The organism is Roseibium denhamense (assembly GCF_009711415.1).
GTDB classification, from domain to species: domain Bacteria; phylum Pseudomonadota; class Alphaproteobacteria; order Rhizobiales; family Stappiaceae; genus Roseibium; species Roseibium denhamense.
On the sequence record NZ_SMLZ01000109.1, the window covers coordinates 124,540 to 140,804 of the forward strand.

General features: G+C 58.3%; 14 protein-coding genes. 2 read left to right on the plus strand and 12 right to left on the minus strand.

From position 1 onward, the window contains the following. Position 1: 1 nt before the first annotated feature. Together E1180_RS12935 and E1180_RS12940 are read left to right on the plus strand one after the other, a co-directional pair. The gene (locus E1180_RS12935) at positions 2-1,624 is read left to right on the plus strand and encodes a GMC family oxidoreductase (RefSeq protein WP_155191602.1); all 1,623 of its coding nucleotides are present in this window, start codon (positions 2-4) and stop codon (positions 1,622-1,624) included. Positions 1,625-1,634: 10 nt separating this feature from the next. After that, positions 1,635-2,933 (plus strand): NAD(P)/FAD-dependent oxidoreductase, encoded by a 1,299-nt coding sequence (locus tag E1180_RS12940; RefSeq protein WP_155191603.1) that lies wholly within the window; start codon positions 1,635-1,637, stop codon positions 2,931-2,933. A gap of 12 nt (positions 2,934-2,945) precedes the next feature. Here the strand turns inward: E1180_RS12940 and E1180_RS12945 are convergent, their stop codons facing one another. From E1180_RS12945 to E1180_RS13000, 12 genes are all read right to left on the minus strand, one after another. Then, positions 2,946-4,013, minus strand: coding sequence for an ABC transporter substrate-binding protein (locus E1180_RS12945; protein ID WP_155191604.1), 1,068 nt, complete (start codon positions 4,011-4,013; stop codon positions 2,946-2,948). Then, the gene (locus E1180_RS12950; RefSeq protein ID WP_155191605.1) at positions 4,010-5,410 is read right to left on the minus strand and encodes a sensor histidine kinase; all 1,401 of its coding nucleotides are present in this window, start codon (positions 5,408-5,410) and stop codon (positions 4,010-4,012) included. The genes E1180_RS12945 and E1180_RS12950 overlap by 4 nt, the downstream gene beginning before the upstream one ends. Next, the gene (locus E1180_RS12955) at positions 5,403-6,074 is read right to left on the minus strand and encodes a response regulator transcription factor (RefSeq protein ID WP_283404406.1); all 672 of its coding nucleotides are present in this window, start codon (positions 6,072-6,074) and stop codon (positions 5,403-5,405) included. The genes E1180_RS12950 and E1180_RS12955 overlap by 8 nt, the downstream gene beginning before the upstream one ends. Positions 6,075-6,228: 154 nt before the next feature. After that, entirely contained in the window at positions 6,229-7,008 is a 780-nt protein-coding gene (locus E1180_RS12960; protein WP_283404407.1) for a citryl-CoA lyase, read from the minus strand. Then, positions 7,005-8,198: a CaiB/BaiF CoA transferase family protein gene (locus tag E1180_RS12965; protein ID WP_155191606.1), complete on the minus strand. Its 1,194-nt coding sequence runs from the start codon at positions 8,196-8,198 to the stop codon at positions 7,005-7,007. Before E1180_RS12965 ends, E1180_RS12960 begins: the two co-directional genes overlap by 4 nt. Positions 8,199-8,223: 25 nt before the next feature. Next, entirely contained in the window at positions 8,224-9,741 is a 1,518-nt protein-coding gene (locus E1180_RS12970; RefSeq protein WP_155191607.1) for a tripartite tricarboxylate transporter permease, read from the minus strand. Between the two features lies 1 nt (position 9,742). Then, positions 9,743-10,237, minus strand: coding sequence for a tripartite tricarboxylate transporter TctB family protein (locus E1180_RS12975; RefSeq protein ID WP_155191608.1), 495 nt, complete (start codon positions 10,235-10,237; stop codon positions 9,743-9,745). A gap of 113 nt (positions 10,238-10,350) precedes the next feature. Beyond that, positions 10,351-11,334: a tripartite tricarboxylate transporter substrate binding protein gene (locus E1180_RS12980; protein ID WP_155191609.1), complete on the minus strand. Its 984-nt coding sequence runs from the start codon at positions 11,332-11,334 to the stop codon at positions 10,351-10,353. 260 nt (positions 11,335-11,594) lie between these two features. Next, positions 11,595-13,112: a malonate--CoA ligase gene (locus E1180_RS12985; protein ID WP_155191610.1), complete on the minus strand. Its 1,518-nt coding sequence runs from the start codon at positions 13,110-13,112 to the stop codon at positions 11,595-11,597. Further along, complete coding sequence (locus E1180_RS12990; RefSeq protein WP_155191611.1) at positions 13,093-14,370, minus strand: malonyl-CoA decarboxylase; 1,278 nt, start codon at positions 14,368-14,370, stop codon at positions 13,093-13,095. The genes E1180_RS12985 and E1180_RS12990 overlap by 20 nt, the downstream gene beginning before the upstream one ends. Beyond that, complete coding sequence (locus tag E1180_RS12995; RefSeq protein WP_155191612.1) at positions 14,367-15,683, minus strand: TRAP transporter large permease; 1,317 nt, start codon at positions 15,681-15,683, stop codon at positions 14,367-14,369. The genes E1180_RS12990 and E1180_RS12995 overlap by 4 nt, the downstream gene beginning before the upstream one ends. Continuing rightward, on the minus strand, positions 15,683-16,231 hold the full coding sequence (locus E1180_RS13000; protein ID WP_008195858.1) for a TRAP transporter small permease: 549 nt from the start codon (positions 16,229-16,231) through the stop codon (positions 15,683-15,685). Before E1180_RS13000 ends, E1180_RS12995 begins: the two co-directional genes overlap by 1 nt. Positions 16,232-16,265 lie beyond the last annotated feature (34 nt).

Sequence of the window (16,265 nt, forward strand, 5' to 3'; positions counted from 1 at the left end):
CATGGCAGAGTTTGACTTTGTCATCGTTGGCGCCGGCTCTGCCGGCGCCGCCGTCGCGGACCGGCTGTCGGAAAACGGCAAGTATTCCGTATGTGTGTTGGAAGCAGGCGGATCGGACCTGAATTTCTGGATCTGGGTCCCCGTCGGCTACGGCAAGGCGTTTTACAACAGGCACATCAACTGGATGTACCGCACCGAAGCCGATCCAGGCCTGAATGGCCGGGAAGGTTACTGGCCACGTGGCAAGGTGCTTGGCGGCTCAAGCTCGATCAATGCAATGGTTTATATCCGCGGACAGCATGCGGATTTTGAAGACTGGAAAGCCATGGGCAATCCAGGCTGGGGATGGGAAGATGTCCTGCCCTATTTCAAGCGCTCCGAATGCAATGATGCAGGTGCGGACGCCTTTCGCGGCGCTGACGGTCCGCTTCATGTCCATACAATGCGGCCTGACACGCATCCGCTGTGTTCCAATTTCATTAAGGGCAGTGAACAGGCCGGCTTCCGCTACAACCCGGACTTTAACGGCGCAGACCAGGAAGGCGTCGGCCACTACCAGATCACGGCCAAGGACGGCTTCCGAATGTCGACGGCGAGGGCCTATCTCTCCCGCGCCAGGAAACGCGCCAACGTCAAGATCCTGACCAAGGCGCTGACCAAACGGATCCTTTTGGAAGGTACCCGCGCGACTGGCGTTGTCTTTGACAAGGACGGCCGGGAACAGACGGTGACTGCGCGCCGCGAAGTCATCATGAGCGCAGGTGCCATCAACTCGCCGCAAATCCTAATGCTCTCCGGCATCGGCGATGGCGCTGAGCTTCAAGCCAAGGGCATCGAGGCGAAAATACAGCGCGCGGCCGTCGGCAAGAACATGCAGGACCATTTGGGGCTCGACTATTTGTACAAGTCCAAAGTGCCCACCTTGAACCAGCAGCTCTATCCGTGGTGGGGCAAGCTGGCACAAGGGATCCGGTATGTTTTGACCCGGCGTGGCCCGCTGGCCATGAGCCTCAACCAGGCCGGCGGGTTTGTAAAAACCAATCCGGACTGCGACCGTCCGAACATGCAGCTCTATTTCTCGCCTGTCAGCTATACCAAGGCCCCCAAGGGGCAGCGGCCATTGATGAACCCGGACCCTTTTCCCGGGTTTCTGTTCGGAATGCAGCCGACACGGCCCACCAGCCGTGGCCATGTGGAGCTGAAATCGTCAGATCCTTATGAAGCTTTGGCGATTCACCCGAACTCCTTGAGCACCAACCATGACTGCAAGGAGATGATCGAAGGCTGCCGGCTGTTGCGCCAGATCGCGGCAAGCCCTGCGATGCAGGACGTTATTGAGAGCGAGATGACGCCCGGTCCAGATGTCCAGAGCGATGAGCAAATGCTCGATGATGTCCGCAACCGGTGTTCCACCGTGTTTCACCCGGTCAGCACGTGCAGGATGGGCAGCGATCCAGGCGAGAACGTCGTCGATGCGAGACTAAAGGTTTATGGGGTCGAAGGACTCCGGGTTGCGGATGCTTCTGTTTTTCCAACCGTGACCTCGGGCAACACCAACGCTCCTGCGATCATGGTGGGCGAGAAAGCAGCCGACCTTATCCTGGAAGACACAAGAGCGGCTTGAGGGGAACACCATGAGTGCGTCGCTGTTTGCAGAAGATTTTCAAGCGGCGCCCTATTGGCAAGCGGCCGCTCCGAAGGTGGCCCTTCCGGACATTGAACTGCCGGACGAAGTCGATGTTCTTGTTGTTGGGGCAGGCTACACCGGCCTGAACGCCGCCATTCAAACAGCGGCCGAGGGCTTGGGAACACTGGTGCTTGATGCCGCAGATCCCGGTTTTGGGTGCAGCCTGAGAAACGGCGGTCAGCTCTCAACCAGCATCAAGCCGGGCTTTGGGACCCTCGCCAGACGGTACGGCGCAGCGTTGGCCACGGAGCTCTGCGAGGAGGCACAAGCCTCCCTCGACTACATGCATTCTCTAGCAGAAGAGCCCGACATTGAAATGGGCTTGAAGGTTTCGGGCCGGTTTCATGGGGTGCACATGCCCCATCTTTACAGCAAGCTGGCAAAGGAATGTGCGGCGGGCCACCCGGTTTGGAAGACGGGCGCTTTCATGGTCCCAAAATCCGAGATGGCTGAGGAGCTTGGGACCGACGCCTATTTTGGCGGGGTCGTTTACCCGCACCATTGCAGTATCGATGTCTCAACCTATCACCCCTCCCTGCTCGCCAAGACCCTAAAGACCGGGGCAAATGTCATCGGAACCTGTCCGGTCTTGTCAATCGAGCGCCAGGGAACAGGCTTTCGTGTCCTGACGGGCCGCGGCAACTTGACGGCCGGGAAAGTCATCCTGGCAACAAACGGATACTCCGGCGCCCTGTCGTCCTGGCACCAAAGGCGCATCGTTCCGATCGGATCTTATGTTATTGCAACAGAAGAGCTTCCTTCAGACCTTTTGGACCGTCTCTTTCCGACAGACCGCATCCTGTCCGACACCCGCAAACTGGTCTATTACTACCGCCTCTCGCCAGACCGGAAGCGCGTCCTGTTCGGTGGGCGGGTGTCCTTGAGCGAAACCGATCCCCGAAACAGTGCCGCGAAATTGCACCGCGACATGTCCGCCCTGTTTCCCGAGCTGGCAGCGGTGAAGCTTTCCTATGCCTGGATGGGATTTGTCGGCTACACGTTCGATACCCTCGCGCATTGCGGCGAAGACAAAGGGCTCTACTACGCGATGGGGTATTGCGGATCGGGGGTCGGCATGGCGAGTTACCTCGGTATGCGGATCGGCCAGAAAGCCGCTGGGCGGGAGCTCCAGACATCTGCTTTTGAGAAGATCGGCTTCCCCACCCGGCCGCTTTATCACGGGTCACCCTGGTTTTTAGCACCCTCGGTCATGGTCTATCGGTTGCGTGACCGGTTCGGGATCTGACCTAATCCAACGCTAAGGCGCCGGAAAGGTGCTGCGCCACCGGCGCAAGAACGTTTCCCGGGTAAGTTTGTCGAGTGCCACCATCAGCGCGGGCGACAAACTGATGGGCCGCAAAGCGGTTGAACTCAAGGTTTCCGCTTCACTGCCATCCTCCGTATCGAGCATTGGGCTGATCAAGAGCGCTTTGCGAAGGGCAAACACGCCGGCATCGGATAGCAGGAAATCCAGAAACTCGGCCGCGCGCTCAAAATGGGTACTTGTTTTCGGGATCATCAGCGCGCGGGACAGAACAATCGTGTAGTCGGACGGCAGAACGATCCCGATCCGGTCATCGCTCACCTGATATCCCTGGGCATAAGAGCCAAGAACATTGTAGGCCAGCAGATACCGCCCCTCGGCCACGTTCCGGATAATATCTGCCGAACAGCATGTGGAGACGGCTTGCGTCCGCCCGAAGGACTCCTGCAAGGCGCCGAATGTGCTGGCTTCGCGGGCATCTGAAAAAGCAAAAAGGTAACCAAGCCCCGACCGCTCGATATCATATGTGGCAACCCGGCCGGCATAGGGTGAGCCAGCGGGCCGGAGCAAATCCAGAAGGTCGAACCGTGTCCGGGGGACATCCTGCTCCGGAACAAGATCACGATTGTAGATGATTACGGCCGGTTCGCGGGTAATGCCCCAAAGCTCGTTGCGCCAGCGCAGCGCCTCCGGCAGGGCTGCAGTCTGACGGGAACTGTAGGCGGCAGCGCAAGCCTCATTCACAAGTTTGACCATCTGATGCACACCTGAGCTGATCACGAGATCGGCGACCGAAGCCCCATCCCGGCACTCCTTGCGGCTAAGCTCATAAAGGTCATTTGACCCCCACTGCTCATAGATGATCTTGAGGCCGGGGCGCGTTGACAGAAACGCGTCAACGACAGGGCCGAACACCTCAATGTCAGTCGTTGACCGCAGCACCAGCGTTTCAGAAGCATCTTCAGGACCGTAAGACTTTACCAGCTCTTGTGCTTGTCCCGCGCTGAGGAGGCCGGCAAAAATGATTGCATTCAGCACCAGGGAACGGAGCAAGCCCATCATTGGCTTTGTCCATCATGGGCAGCCTTGAAAACAAGTGCGGCCCGGAAGCCACCTTGCTCTAAATTGGCCAGGTCCAGTGTTCCGCCAAAGGCGCAGGCAACGGAATGGGCGATTGCCAGGCCAAGACCGCTCCCGCTCTGGCGTGTCGGCGTATCGTTTGAGAACCGTTCTCCAAGCAGGCTCAAGGCTTCTGCGTCGGGGCCGCCACCAGCATCTTGGGCATATATGCATAGCGAACCGCCTTCTTTCGCTGCGCCGACCACAATCGGTGCCTCTCCGTATTTCAAGGCATTGTTCAAAAGGTTTTTCAAAGCTTCGCTGAGCGACGGCGCATCCGCGAGCACCGGAAGAGGCACTTCGCCCACATTAAGCGACACATCTTTGTCCGGGAACAGCAAACGATGATCGCCTTCCTCAAAGACTTCCAAAGCGATGTCCCTGAGATCCACCTCCTCCCGGCGGGCACTGTCGCCCCTGTGAACGACAAGCGCCTGACTGAGGAGTTGATCCAGAAGACGGCCAAGCCCGGCCGAGCGCGACTGGATCCGCTCTGCGATCTTCTCCCGCCGCTCTGGGTCCGCCTCGTCCGCCAAAAGATCCGCTTGTGCACGCAGCGCCGCGACCGGTGTACGCAACTGATGGGCCGTATCGGAGATCAAATGCCGCATCGAATTCATCTGGCGGTCGAGCCGCGCCATGAAGCCATTCAAGGCCTTAATCATCACGGCCGTCTCCTTGGGAACAGCCGTATCGAGCGGTGTCAGGTCATGCGGATCACGGTCCCTCAAACCCCCGGCAATCGTCTTTAGCGGCCGAAGCACGGACCACACGACGACCGCTGCGAGACATGCCATGGCAAAGCCTGAGATAATCAAAACATATACAGCCTGACGCGTGATCTCATAGGCCATTCCTTCCCGCGCTTTCAGCGTCTGTCCGACGATCACCTGCATGGTGCCGTTCAGTGTGCGCTCTGCAAAACGTTTGGTGACAATTGCAAAGCGGGCGTCCTCGCCAAAGAAAGTACCGTCGAAAAAGCGGTCCCTTGAATTGCCGCGCTCGGACGGCACGATGATTTCATCATAGCCGGTCAGCGTCGATCCATCCGGTCCGATAATGCGGTAGCCGATGCGATCATCGGGTGCCAGTGCCAGCAATTCAAATGCCGACACCGGCAACTCCAGAACGGCTCGTCCGTCTAGGATCGCAATGGAGGAGGCAATATCATTCGCGGCCCCCAGAAGCAGCCGGTCATAGGCGCTTCGGGCTGCTTCGCGGCCGTAGGCAAAAGCGGCAATCGAAACCAGCAGGCCGCCGATGACGAGAAGCAACGTCACGCCGAATGCGACCCTCAGCGTTAGAGACGACCGATCAAACCGCTGCAGGAAATCAGGCATCGGCTTCCAGCTTGTAACCGAGCCCGCGCTGGGTTTCGATGCGGACGGAGCATCCGGACAGTTTCTTGCGGAGCCGCGCGACATAAAGCTCCAGCGCATTCATGCTGACATCCGTATCGTCGAAACTGAAGAGGCCCTCGAACAGTCTTTCCTTACTCATGGTTTGGCCGCGGTTGCGGACAAGCAATTCCAGAAGACTGAATTCCCGCCGCGTGAGGTTCAACGGCCCGTCTGCATTGCGCGCAACCCGCGCTGTCGCATTGAAAATCAGTGCGCCAATTGTCACCTCTTCGGCTTTGTCACCTTGATCCCGGCGGTACAGCGCCCGGATGCGCGCCTCAAGTTCCCGATGATCGAAGGGTTTGACGAGATAGTCATCTGCGCCGGAATTCAAAGAGGACACACGGTCATCAACTGAAAACTCCGCTGTCAGCATAAGCACGGGCGTGCGGTCGCCGACCGACCTCAAGTCTTTGAGAAGATCCGTACCGCGCCCATCCGGCAGATTGATATCCAGAACAATCACGTCGTAACGCTGCACGTCAACGCAAGCGCGCGCTTCTGCAAGGGTTTTGGCAAGGTCGCAAGCCACCCCGGAGCGGTCGAGCCGGATCATGATTGCCTCAGCCATGTCAAAGGTGTCTTCGACCAATAACAAGCGCACGTTCAGTTTCCTCCTTTTGAGAGTCATGACCCGGTAAAGAGGCGGACGCAAGCATGTTTGCGGCAAGTGACCTGAGTTCGCGCGCAGACTTCGGGACATGTGCAAGGAATTGGTGTCGCAAGACACGTTCGAAAGCAGAGGCGCTGGTTGCCAATCAGCTGCCGTCAAACGTCCATCGGTACTGCGGTGGTGTCGGCCCCTTGTTGCGTCCGCCCTGCTCTGTCTGCTCCCAGGCGTGCGCCAGGATGCCGACCGAACGCGACAAGCCGAAAAAGCCGCGGGCGAGCGGGGCTGGACAGCCAAGTTCTGCATAGATGACAGCGGTTGCCCCATCGATGTTCATTGGCACCGGTTTGCCGCGCTCTTCAGTCAAATGTGCTTCGATGGCCCGGCCGATTTTTGCAAAACTTCCGGTAACCTCACCGGAGGCCGCAGCCTCGTCGACCAGTGCCAGAAGCCGGGGCGCTCTCGGATCGACTGGCTTGTGGAACCGGTGCCCAAAACCTGGAATAAAACGCCCGTTCTGCGTGCGCCAGCTGTCGAGTGTGACCTTGAGCTCCTCAAGACCAGCGGCCTCAATGGCGCGGTAAAGGTCTACGGCCTGTTCACCCGCGCCGCCGTGCACATCGCCGAGCATGTTAAGCCCGGTTGCCATGGCCGATTGCAAGCCGATCCCGCAGGTGGCCGCCATGCGCGCTGCGGCAATGGAAGGCGCTTGCGGTCCATGGTCAACGGCGGCAACAAGCGCTGCCTCGAACAGATCCGCCCGTTGACCGGTGATTTCTTCCCCGGTCACCATAAGCCAGATCATCTGGGCAAAACCCCGATTGCCGATCAAGTTCTCGACAGGGTGTCCGCGCAGAGAAATTCGGCCAGGCTCCATGTCAATAATTGAGGTGCGCCACCAGTCCGCAACGTCTGTGTTCTCGCTCACACCACGCCCTCCTTGCGCAAGGTCTCTATTTCGTCTGTGCCGTAACCCAGACCGGACAATATACTGTCAGTATCCGCGCCGAGCGCTGGCGGTGGCGTGTCTACGGACGGCCTTTTTCCGTCAATCATCGTCCCAATCCGCAACAGGTCTATGGGCTTGCCGACACCTGGCGTTTCATCGAAGCGCGCCAGAAATTCGCGATCCCGGATTTGCGGGTGTTGAAGCACTTCAGGCACGGTCAGCACGGCGCCCGCCGGAACTCCCAGCTTGTTGAGTTCCCGCGCCCAGTCGCGCGCCGGACGTGTTGTCAGAACGGTCTCCAGTTCTGCTTTCAGGCGCAATCGGTTCTTCTTGCGCTCTTCGCGCGTTGCGAAATCTGAGTTTTCAATAAGGTCTGCCCGGCTCAGATGCTTCGCCAGAAGTTCCCACTGCTCGTCTTTGTTCGCTGCGATGTTGATCAATCCGTCCGCGCATTGAAACGCACCGGATGGCGCGGAGGTCGGATTTTCATTGCCGTTGGGTGACGGATCAACGCCTCCAATCAGATGATTTGAGACGACCCAGCCCATGGTGGCAAGCACCGACTCCAGCATCGAGACATCAATGAAAGCACCCCGCTGGTCCGCGTTCAGTGCCCCGCAGATCGCCATGGCAGCTGTCAGCCCGCCGACGGTATCCGCCAGCGGATAGCCAACGCGCAGAGGCGCACTGTCAGCATCACCGGTGATCGACATGACACCCGAGGCCCCTTGGACAATTTGATCGTAGGCAGGCCGGTGCGCCCAGGGTCCGTCCTGCCCAAAACCCGAAATGGCGCAGTAAATCAGATGCGGTGCTTCACTCTTCAAAACGTTATAGCCAAGTCCCAACCGGTCCATGACACCGGGCCGGAAGTTCTCGACAAGAACGTTCACTCCAGCAACGAGGCGCTTGAGCACCTCCTTGCCACGCGGATCCTTGAGGTTAAGCGTCAGGGACTTTTTACCGGCATTTTGAGCGAGAAAGCTTATGCCCATGCCCTTGGCCGACAGGTCAGGGTCGGCACCGAGATTACGGGCGAGGTCGCCCCGACCGACCGCTTCGACCTTGATGACATCTGCTCCCAAATGGGCGAGCTGATGGCAGGCAAAGGGGCCGGCGAGGACGTTGGTCAGGTCGAGAACCCGAATTCCCTCAAGTGGTCTTGTCATGTCGGGTTCTCGTCTTTCTTCAGTCTCAATCGCCGTCGGCAACGCCTTCGGCCCGCGCGCGTGCCCGGCGGGCACGGTAGCTCGGCAGAACGACGAGAATAACGGCCAGCACCAAGAGGCCCAAGGTCATCGGGCGCTCATAGATGAAGCTGATGCCGTCATAAAGCTGCATCGACCTGGAGAAATTGTCCTCCAGCATACGGCCCAAAATGAAACCGATCAGCAGTGGCGCAAGCGGATAGTCGGCAAAGCGGAGGACCGTTGCACAAATCCCGAAACCAACCAGGATCAGAAGCTCCGTCGAGTTGTTTTGCCCGATGTAAGCGCCCATCAATGTGAAGAACAAGATGAACGGGATCAGGAAATTGCGGGGAACAGCCAGGATCTTTGCGATGTAAGGGATCAGCGGCAGGTTCAGGATCAGAAGGATCACGTTGCCCAGATACATGGAAATGATCACGGCCCAGAAGATCTCCGGCTGGTCCACCATCAGACGTGGCCCCGGCGAGACGTTTAGAGCAATCAAGGCTCCAAGCAGAATGGCCGTTGTCCCGGAGCCTGGAATGCCGAGTGTCAGAAGCGGTACGAACGAGCCCGTGCAGGCGGCGTTGTTTGCGCTTTCCGGCGCGGCCAGGCCCTTGACCGAGCCTTTTCCGAATTGCTCCTGTTCTTCCTTGGGCGCAATGTTCCTTTCCACCGCATACCCCAGGAACGAGGCAATCGTCGCCCCTGCTCCCGGCAGCACACCGATCAGAAAGCCTTGGATGGACTGACGCCCGATCACGGGTGTGATCGCCTTGGCTTCTGCCTTTGTGATCCGCAGATCCTTGATCTCGTTGGTACCGCCTTCCGTCTTCGACCGGCTGGGATCCAAAACGAGATACAGCGCTTCGGGCAAGGCAAACATCGCCATGGCGAGCGTAATAAAGCCGAATCCGGACTGGAGGTCCATCAATCCCATGGTGAAGCGCGGCATGTTAAACAGCGCACCCTCGCCAACGGTCGCCATGATGACCCCGAGAATGGTCATAAGCAGCGCCTTGATCACCTGACCGGTCCCGGCAAAGGCTGCAATGGCGGACAGGCCGACGACCATCAGGGCGAAATACTCGGCGGAGTGGAACAGGAGCGCGACCGATGCCAGAGCCGGAGCGAAGATCATCAGAAGAACCGCCCCGATCGACCCGCCGGCAAACGACGAGATGGCCGCAACGGTCAATGCCTTGCCCGCCTTGCCCTGACGGGCAAGTGGATAGCCATCAAAGCTGGTGGCCACTGTGGAAGCAACACCGGGGGCATTTATCAGGATAGAGGACGTCGAGCCGCCGAAGATCGCGCCGTAATAGACACCTGCGAGCAGGATCAGGGCCGCCGACGGATCCCCTATGGAAATGGCGACCGGGATCATGATGGCGATGATCGACATCGGTCCGAGACCGGGCAGCATGCCGATGAAGGTGCCGATCAGGCACCCGCCAACAACCATGAGAAGGTTGGTCACGGAGAAGGCTGTGCTCAGCCCGATGAGAATTCCTTCGAGCATGTCACCCTCCGTTGGCGAGAAATACGGGCAGCGGGCTCAGGAAAATCCCGAGAACCCGGTCGACCAGATACCAGACAACGCCTGCAGCAATTCCCGAGGCCAAAATCATGATGTGGTATTTGCGCTCGCCGAGAATGAACGACCCGATGAACAGAAAGCTAACAGTGGACAGGAGAAATCCGGCCGGCCGCAACAAGAGCGCATAGGCCACCATCAAACCGAGCAAGGCGATTGCCTGTCCCAGTTTGTAATCCGTCAATCTCCGGTAGTTGATTTCGGATGGCTTCGGTTCGCCGCTGCTTTTTTCAAATCCAAGCAGGATCAATAAGGCGCAGACGATCGCCATGATCGACAGGATTTTCGGAAAAGTCGACGGCCAAATCGGATTGCGCCGCATAAAGGGCGCCAGCGTGTCGTCCATTGTGAAAAAGGCTGCATAGCCATAGGCAACACAGATCAACAAGATGATCATGGCGATCCAACGATCGAGCGCCATGGGCTCCTCCCCGCGAAATTTTTCTGGTTAAGTGCCCGCGCCGGTGTGATCGGTATGCGCCTGACACGGGAAAGGCGGCGCGAGCTGTTCCGCTGCGCCGCCAGTCTTTTGTCTTACAGGAAGCCGAGCTTCTTCATCAGATCGCCGATCACCTGTTCCTGGTTTTCCAGGAAGGCACGGAAGTCATCACCATTGTTGTGAATGTTGACCCAGCCGTTGCGCGCACGGACCTCTTCCCACTCCGGGGTGTCATACATTTTGGTCAGCGCGGTCTGGTAGGCAACCAGCTGCTCTTCCGGCAGGTCAGGAGCTGCAAAGAAACCGCGCCAGTTGACAAAGGTGGTGTCGATGCCCTGCTCCTTCATGGTCGGAGCGTCCTCATACGCCGCAACGCGTTCATCCGCTGTAACACCAATGATTTTCACTTCGCCAGCATTTGCAAGATCAACCGCTTCGGAGAAGCCAGTGGACAAAGCCGCGATTTCACCGGACAAAAGCGCCGCCATCGCTTTTCCGCCTGCATCATAGGGGATGTATTTGAAGGCTGTCGGGTCTTCACCGGCAGCTTCCATGGCCATCGCTGCAACAAGGTGATCCATACCGCCTGGAACGGAACCGCCGCCAATGGCGGTACCGGACGGATCGGCTTTATAGGCTGCGATCAGGTCGGTCATGGAGTTGATCGGACTGTCTTTTCCAACGACCACAGCGGCGTAGTCGCCGATGGTTCCTGCAACGAGCGTCAGGTCACGGAAGTTTTGCGGGAAGACGCCTGTAAGCGACCGGATCACGATTGGGGTCGAGTTGACCATCAGCGTGCCGTGATTGGACGCAGCGTTTTCTATCAGGTAGCCGATGGCCTTGCCGCCGCCGCCGCCGGACATGTTTTCATAAGACGCGGTGCCGACAAGACCTGCCTTGGTGAGTGCTTCGCCTGTGCCGCGTGCTGTGCCGTCCCAGCCGCCACCAGCACCACCGGGGATCAGGAAGTGAATCGAGTCAACAACCTGGCCCGCAGCAAACGACGGCGTTGCGAATGTCATTGAAGCCGCAGCAGCAGCCAGAACGACCCGGCGGGTCATTTTCATGAGTGTCATGTTTTCCTCCACATAGTCCGGTCATTGGAAAGACAGGTTAAGAGCCACCGGACCGCATGAGCGGTTCCTCCCGGCGGGCTTGGGTGGAGCGTAACGTCAAACCCTGTCACCAACCTGTCACGAAGCGGATTGGAGTTTTGGGAAATCTTTAGGAGGCTTTTTAGCCTTCGCTTGATCTCCGTCAGCACTGCCATTGCGGACCGCGACCAAAGGCAAAATCAGGTGGTTCAGCATCAGACGGTCGATGAATTTGAAGCTTTCTAGGCCGGAACAAACAGGTCCTGATACATGTCCCGGAGCTTGTTTTTCTGCACTTTGCCCATGGTGTTGCGGGGCAGTTGATCGATGACGATCAGCTTGCGCGGGTGCTTGAAGCGGGCCAGGCTTGCCGAGATCGCAGCTTCAATGTCCGGCAGCCGGATTTCGCCCCCGCCATTGCCGACCAGCACCCCGACAACCGTTTCCCCAAAGTCGGGATGCGGCACGCCGATGACAGCGCTTTCCAGAACGCCCGGCTGTTCATCAAGGATAAGCTCGATCTCTTTCGGGTATATGTTGTAGCCGCCGGAAATAATCAGATCCTTGTTCCGTCCAACAATATGGATATAGCCATCAGCATCGATCTTGCCGAGATCGCCTGTAATAAAGAACCCGTCTTCACGCAGTTCTGCGGCAGTCTTTTCCGGCATTTGCCAATAGCCTTTAAAGACGTTTGGGCCGCGTACCTCGATCTGCCCCACCTCGCCCTCCGGGAGAGCCGCGCCGTTGTCCGGATTGGTGATCTTGAGCTCAACGCCTGGCAGGGGAAAGCCAACCGTTCCCGCCCGCCTCTCACCCTCATAGGGGTTCGAAGTGTTCATGTTGGTTTCCGTCATCCCGTAGCGTTCCAGGATCCGGTGACCAGTGCGCTCTTCAAAACGGACATGGGTCTCGGCCAGCAAAGGCGCGCTTCCGGAAACAAACAGGCGCATGTGGCTAGTCAGGTCTCTGGTGAACCGGTCGTCGTCCAAAAGCCGGGTGTAGAAGGTCGGGACACCCATCATGGCGGTCGCCTTCGGCAGGTTGCCAATCATGGCATCAAGATCGAACTTGGGCAGAAAGATCATGGAACTTCCTGCGATCAGGCTTACATTCGTGGCCACGAACAAACCGTGCGTGTGAAAAATCGGCAGGGCATGTAGCAGCACATCAGCATCAGTGAACCTCCAGCAATCGGCCAGGGTTTCAGCGTTTGAAAGAAGGTTCGCCTGGGTCAGCATCGCACCTTTCGACCGCCCGGTCGTACCGGAAGTGTAGAGAAAGGCTGCCAGGTCATCGGCGGACCGGTCGACGATATCGAAGGTGGATGGTTTGGATTTTGCAGTCGCCGTTAGCGATCCGGAGCCATCGGCATTCAGTGTAGCGAGTCTGGCTCCAAGGCCGGTTACGATCGGCGTGAGAGCGGCTTCGCTGCGTGCATCGCAGACAACAAGGGCAGCGCCGCTGTTTTCAATGAAGTAGGTCAGCTCATCCACGGTGTAGGCGGTGTTGAGCGGGAGGAAGATCACACCGGCCTGCGCACAGGCCGCATAGAGTGCAAGTGCTTCAGGTGACTTTTCAATCTGCGCTGCGAGCCGGTCTCCCGGCTTCAATCCGAATTCGGTCAGAGCATGGGCAATCTGCGCTGCTTGTCCCAGGAACTCGGCATGGGTGAGGATGGCCCCGCTTGCCAGATGCAGAAAAGGCGTCGTCTTGCCGGCATGTTTGCCGAACAGCTGATCAAAGAGCGGGTTGGCCATCGGTCGGGCTCCTGTTGAGTGCTTTTTCAGCGGCCGCGCTGAGCGACTTGATATCCGAAGAGGCCGCAATTTCATGGGAGGTCGCGAAGCGCTCGTGGTTTTGCGAGACCTTCGAAAGATTGTAAAGGTAGTTGACCATCACGCCGGCGGATTGCTGTTGACCCTTTTCAGAAAGGTCGGCGTCCGCATGAACTTGATAAACCTGCGCGCCGTTGCCGAGATGGAAGCGGGCCACTGGATCAAGCGGCAATCCGTTCCTGCGTTTCGCTGCGATCAGATAATGCGCCGCGAGCGCCTTGAGCTGCTTTGGATCGTCGGGGAGCGGACCGAGGTCGTTTTTCTCGATCCAGTTCAGGAAACCCGGAATTGGTGACAGCGTCACGAAGGTTTTCAGGCTCGGCAATTCCAGAGAAAGATCTGCGGCAACCTGTTTGATCAGGGAATTGCCGAAGGAAATCCCCGCCAGCCCCTTCTGGCAGTTCGAGATGGAATAGAAGACCGCCGTGTTCGCGTCTTCGGCCTCAATGTGTTCCCGCTCTTCGCTCAAAAGCCCTTGGACGGACGAGGGAACACCTTTGGTGAGGGCGACTTCCACGAAGATCAGTGGCTCATCCGGCATGGTGGGGTGGAAGAAGGCGAAACAGCGCCGGTCGGCGGGCTGCAAGCGCCGTCTCAGATCATCCCAGCTGTCGATGGCGTGGACCGCTTCATACTCAATGATCTTTTCAAGGATATTGGCCGGGCTTTCCCAGTTGATCGGTCTGAGCACGAGGAACCCTCTGTTGAACCAGCTGGCAAACAGATGGCCAAAGTCGACGTTGAGGGCTTGCAGAGCGTCATCCTCCTTGCTGAAGCGCAGGAGATCGGCGCGCATGGCAACGAGGGACCGGGTGGCGTCCGGCACCTGGTTGAGACGGCGGATCAGCTCCTGCCGGCGTGGTTCGGCAGCGCGGACCAGGGTTTCGTAGCTCGTCTTGGTCTGCCCCTTTTCATAGGTTTCAAGTGCCGCGCGAAGATCTTGAGGCGAGACAGCCATGTCTTCGGCCAAGTGATTGAAAAAGGAAAGCTTTTCGTCTTCCTCTGCTGTTTCATAACGGTCGAGGATAATCCGGGCGATCGTGCTGCCCGAAACCTCGCCCGACGCACCCAAAAGCGCGGCGGTGAGTTCCTCCATGGGCCGGTTGTCGGAGCTTCCGGGAAGAAACGTCCGGTACCGGCGGTCAAAGATTGAAGACAGCAGATCAGCTAAAAGGGTCATCGTGTTGGTCCCATCACAGCATCCGGCAACCAAGTTGCCAGTCCTGGGAAGATGCATAACAGGATGATCGCGACGACCATACATCCCACAAAGGGTAAGGAGCCCTTCAGAATGGTCTTCAGCGAGATATCCGGTGCAATGCCATTGATGACATACAAGTTGAGGCCGACCGGAGGCGATATCAAGCCAATCTCCATGTTGATCGTCAGGACAACCGCAAACCAGATCGGATCAAATCCAGCCGTTGTGATGATTGGCAAGAGGATCGGGGCCGCCATTAGGATCACGGCAACCGGTGGCAGGAAGAAACCGGCGATCAGCAGGAAGATATTCACCGCGCCCATAAGAACCCAGCGGTTCACATCCAAAGTGCCGATCCACTCGGCAATCGCCTGCGTGATGAACAACGAAGACAGCATGTAAGAAAAGACACCGGCAGCTGCGATGATGAACAGGATCATCACGCTTTCCTTAGTGCTGTCGCGCAGGACAACCCAAAGATCTCCGGGATTCCAGAGTTTGTAGATCACCATCGCGATGACCAGACACATCAGCGCGCCGACGGCCGCCGTTTCCGACGGTGTCGCGATGCCGCCATACATGGCGTAAAGCACGCCGACGATGATCGCGAGGAAGGGCAGAACCCGAGGCAGGATCTCAAAACGCTCTTTCCAGGTGTAGCTGCCGGCACTCAAGACAGAGGCATCCCCGGAACGCCAGGTGGAATAGAGTGACCATGCCATGAAGAGGCCAACCAGGAGCAGGCCTGGAATGACACCGGCAAGGAACAGGCGTCCAATCGAGGTTTCGGTCGCAATGCCGTAAACGATCATCGTGACCGATGGCGGGATCAGAATCCCGAGTGTTCCGCCAGCGGCGATCGAGCCGGCCGCAACGCCGTCCGGATAGCCGCGCTTGCGCATTTCCGGAATGCCCATCTTGCCGATCGCCGCACACGTTGCCGGGCTGGACCCGGACATCGCGGCAAACAGCGCGCAGGCTCCGAGGTTGGAGACGACCAGCCCGCCTGGAACGCGGGTGAGCCACCGTTCCAGCGCCTCATAAAGGTCGGCACCAGCGCGGGTGGAGGCGATTGAAGCGCCCATGATGATAAACATCGGGATGGAAAGGAGCGCGAAGTTGTCGAGCTTGCCGAACAGGATTTCCGGCATCAGTTCCAGGGACCGCATGCCGTCGAAGATGATTAGGAAACCGGCTGAGACAATCAGAAGCCCCAGCGCGACCGACACACCGGAGAACAGGACGAAGATGGTGAAGAAGGCGACCAAGGCACCGAGGAGAAGCGGATCCATTATGCGTCCTCCAGGCCGAACGGGCGATCAACCCGTGTGATCACAGCTACCAGATCGGCAATCAGCTGCAGGAGAAGCAGGCCGAACCCTACGGGCAAGGAGAGATATGGGATCCAAAGCCGGACACCCCACACCGTGTCCGAGCGCCAGCCGCGGTCCCAGGCAAAGTGCCAGTACTCAAAGCCATAAAACAGCATGATCCCAACAATCAGGATTGACAGCGAGAGGGTAATCAGCGCGAGAAAAAACCGAGCCCGTGGCGGCAGCGACAGCGGCACCAGGTCCACATTCACGTGGCCGCGCAACCGCTGGACATAGGGCAAGCCGACAAGCGTCGCGGCAATCACCAGATAGATGACCGCTTCCGTCTGCCAGACCGTCGATCCGTTCAAGACGAACCTGACAAAGATCATCTGGCAGGTGATCGCAACGGCGGCGACGATCATGGCCGCCGAACACCATCCCGCAACGGTTGAAATGGCCGCGACAGCGCGCAAAAAGGGGTTATTACCGGCATGCGCTACGGCTGCCGAGCTGTGACCCGCCATGGGAAACTCCCGAAAAAGAAAAAGGGTAGCGAGA

Coding starts and splice junctions, on each gene's coding strand:
- E1180_RS12935 (WP_155191602.1), top strand. CDS start 2: ATGGCAGAGTTTGACTTTGTCATCGTTGGCGCCGGCTCTGCCGGCGCC.
- E1180_RS12940 (WP_155191603.1), top strand. CDS start 1,635: ATGAGTGCGTCGCTGTTTGCAGAAGATTTTCAAGCGGCGCCCTATTGG.
- E1180_RS12945 (WP_155191604.1), bottom strand. CDS start 4,013: ATGATGGGCTTGCTCCGTTCCCTGGTGCTGAATGCAATCATTTTTGCC.
- E1180_RS12950 (WP_155191605.1), bottom strand. CDS start 5,410: ATGCCTGATTTCCTGCAGCGGTTTGATCGGTCGTCTCTAACGCTGAGG.
- E1180_RS12965 (WP_155191606.1), bottom strand. CDS start 8,198: ATGACAAGACCACTTGAGGGAATTCGGGTTCTCGACCTGACCAACGTC.
- E1180_RS12970 (WP_155191607.1), bottom strand. CDS start 9,741: ATGCTCGAAGGAATTCTCATCGGGCTGAGCACAGCCTTCTCCGTGACC.
- E1180_RS12975 (WP_155191608.1), bottom strand. CDS start 10,237: ATGGCGCTCGATCGTTGGATCGCCATGATCATCTTGTTGATCTGTGTT.
- E1180_RS12980 (WP_155191609.1), bottom strand. CDS start 11,334: ATGACACTCATGAAAATGACCCGCCGGGTCGTTCTGGCTGCTGCTGCG.
- E1180_RS12985 (WP_155191610.1), bottom strand. CDS start 13,112: ATGGCCAACCCGCTCTTTGATCAGCTGTTCGGCAAACATGCCGGCAAG.
- E1180_RS12990 (WP_155191611.1), bottom strand. CDS start 14,370: ATGACCCTTTTAGCTGATCTGCTGTCTTCAATCTTTGACCGCCGGTAC.
- E1180_RS12995 (WP_155191612.1), bottom strand. CDS start 15,683: ATGGATCCGCTTCTCCTCGGTGCCTTGGTCGCCTTCTTCACCATCTTC.
- E1180_RS13000 (WP_008195858.1), bottom strand. CDS start 16,231: ATGGCGGGTCACAGCTCGGCAGCCGTAGCGCATGCCGGTAATAACCCC.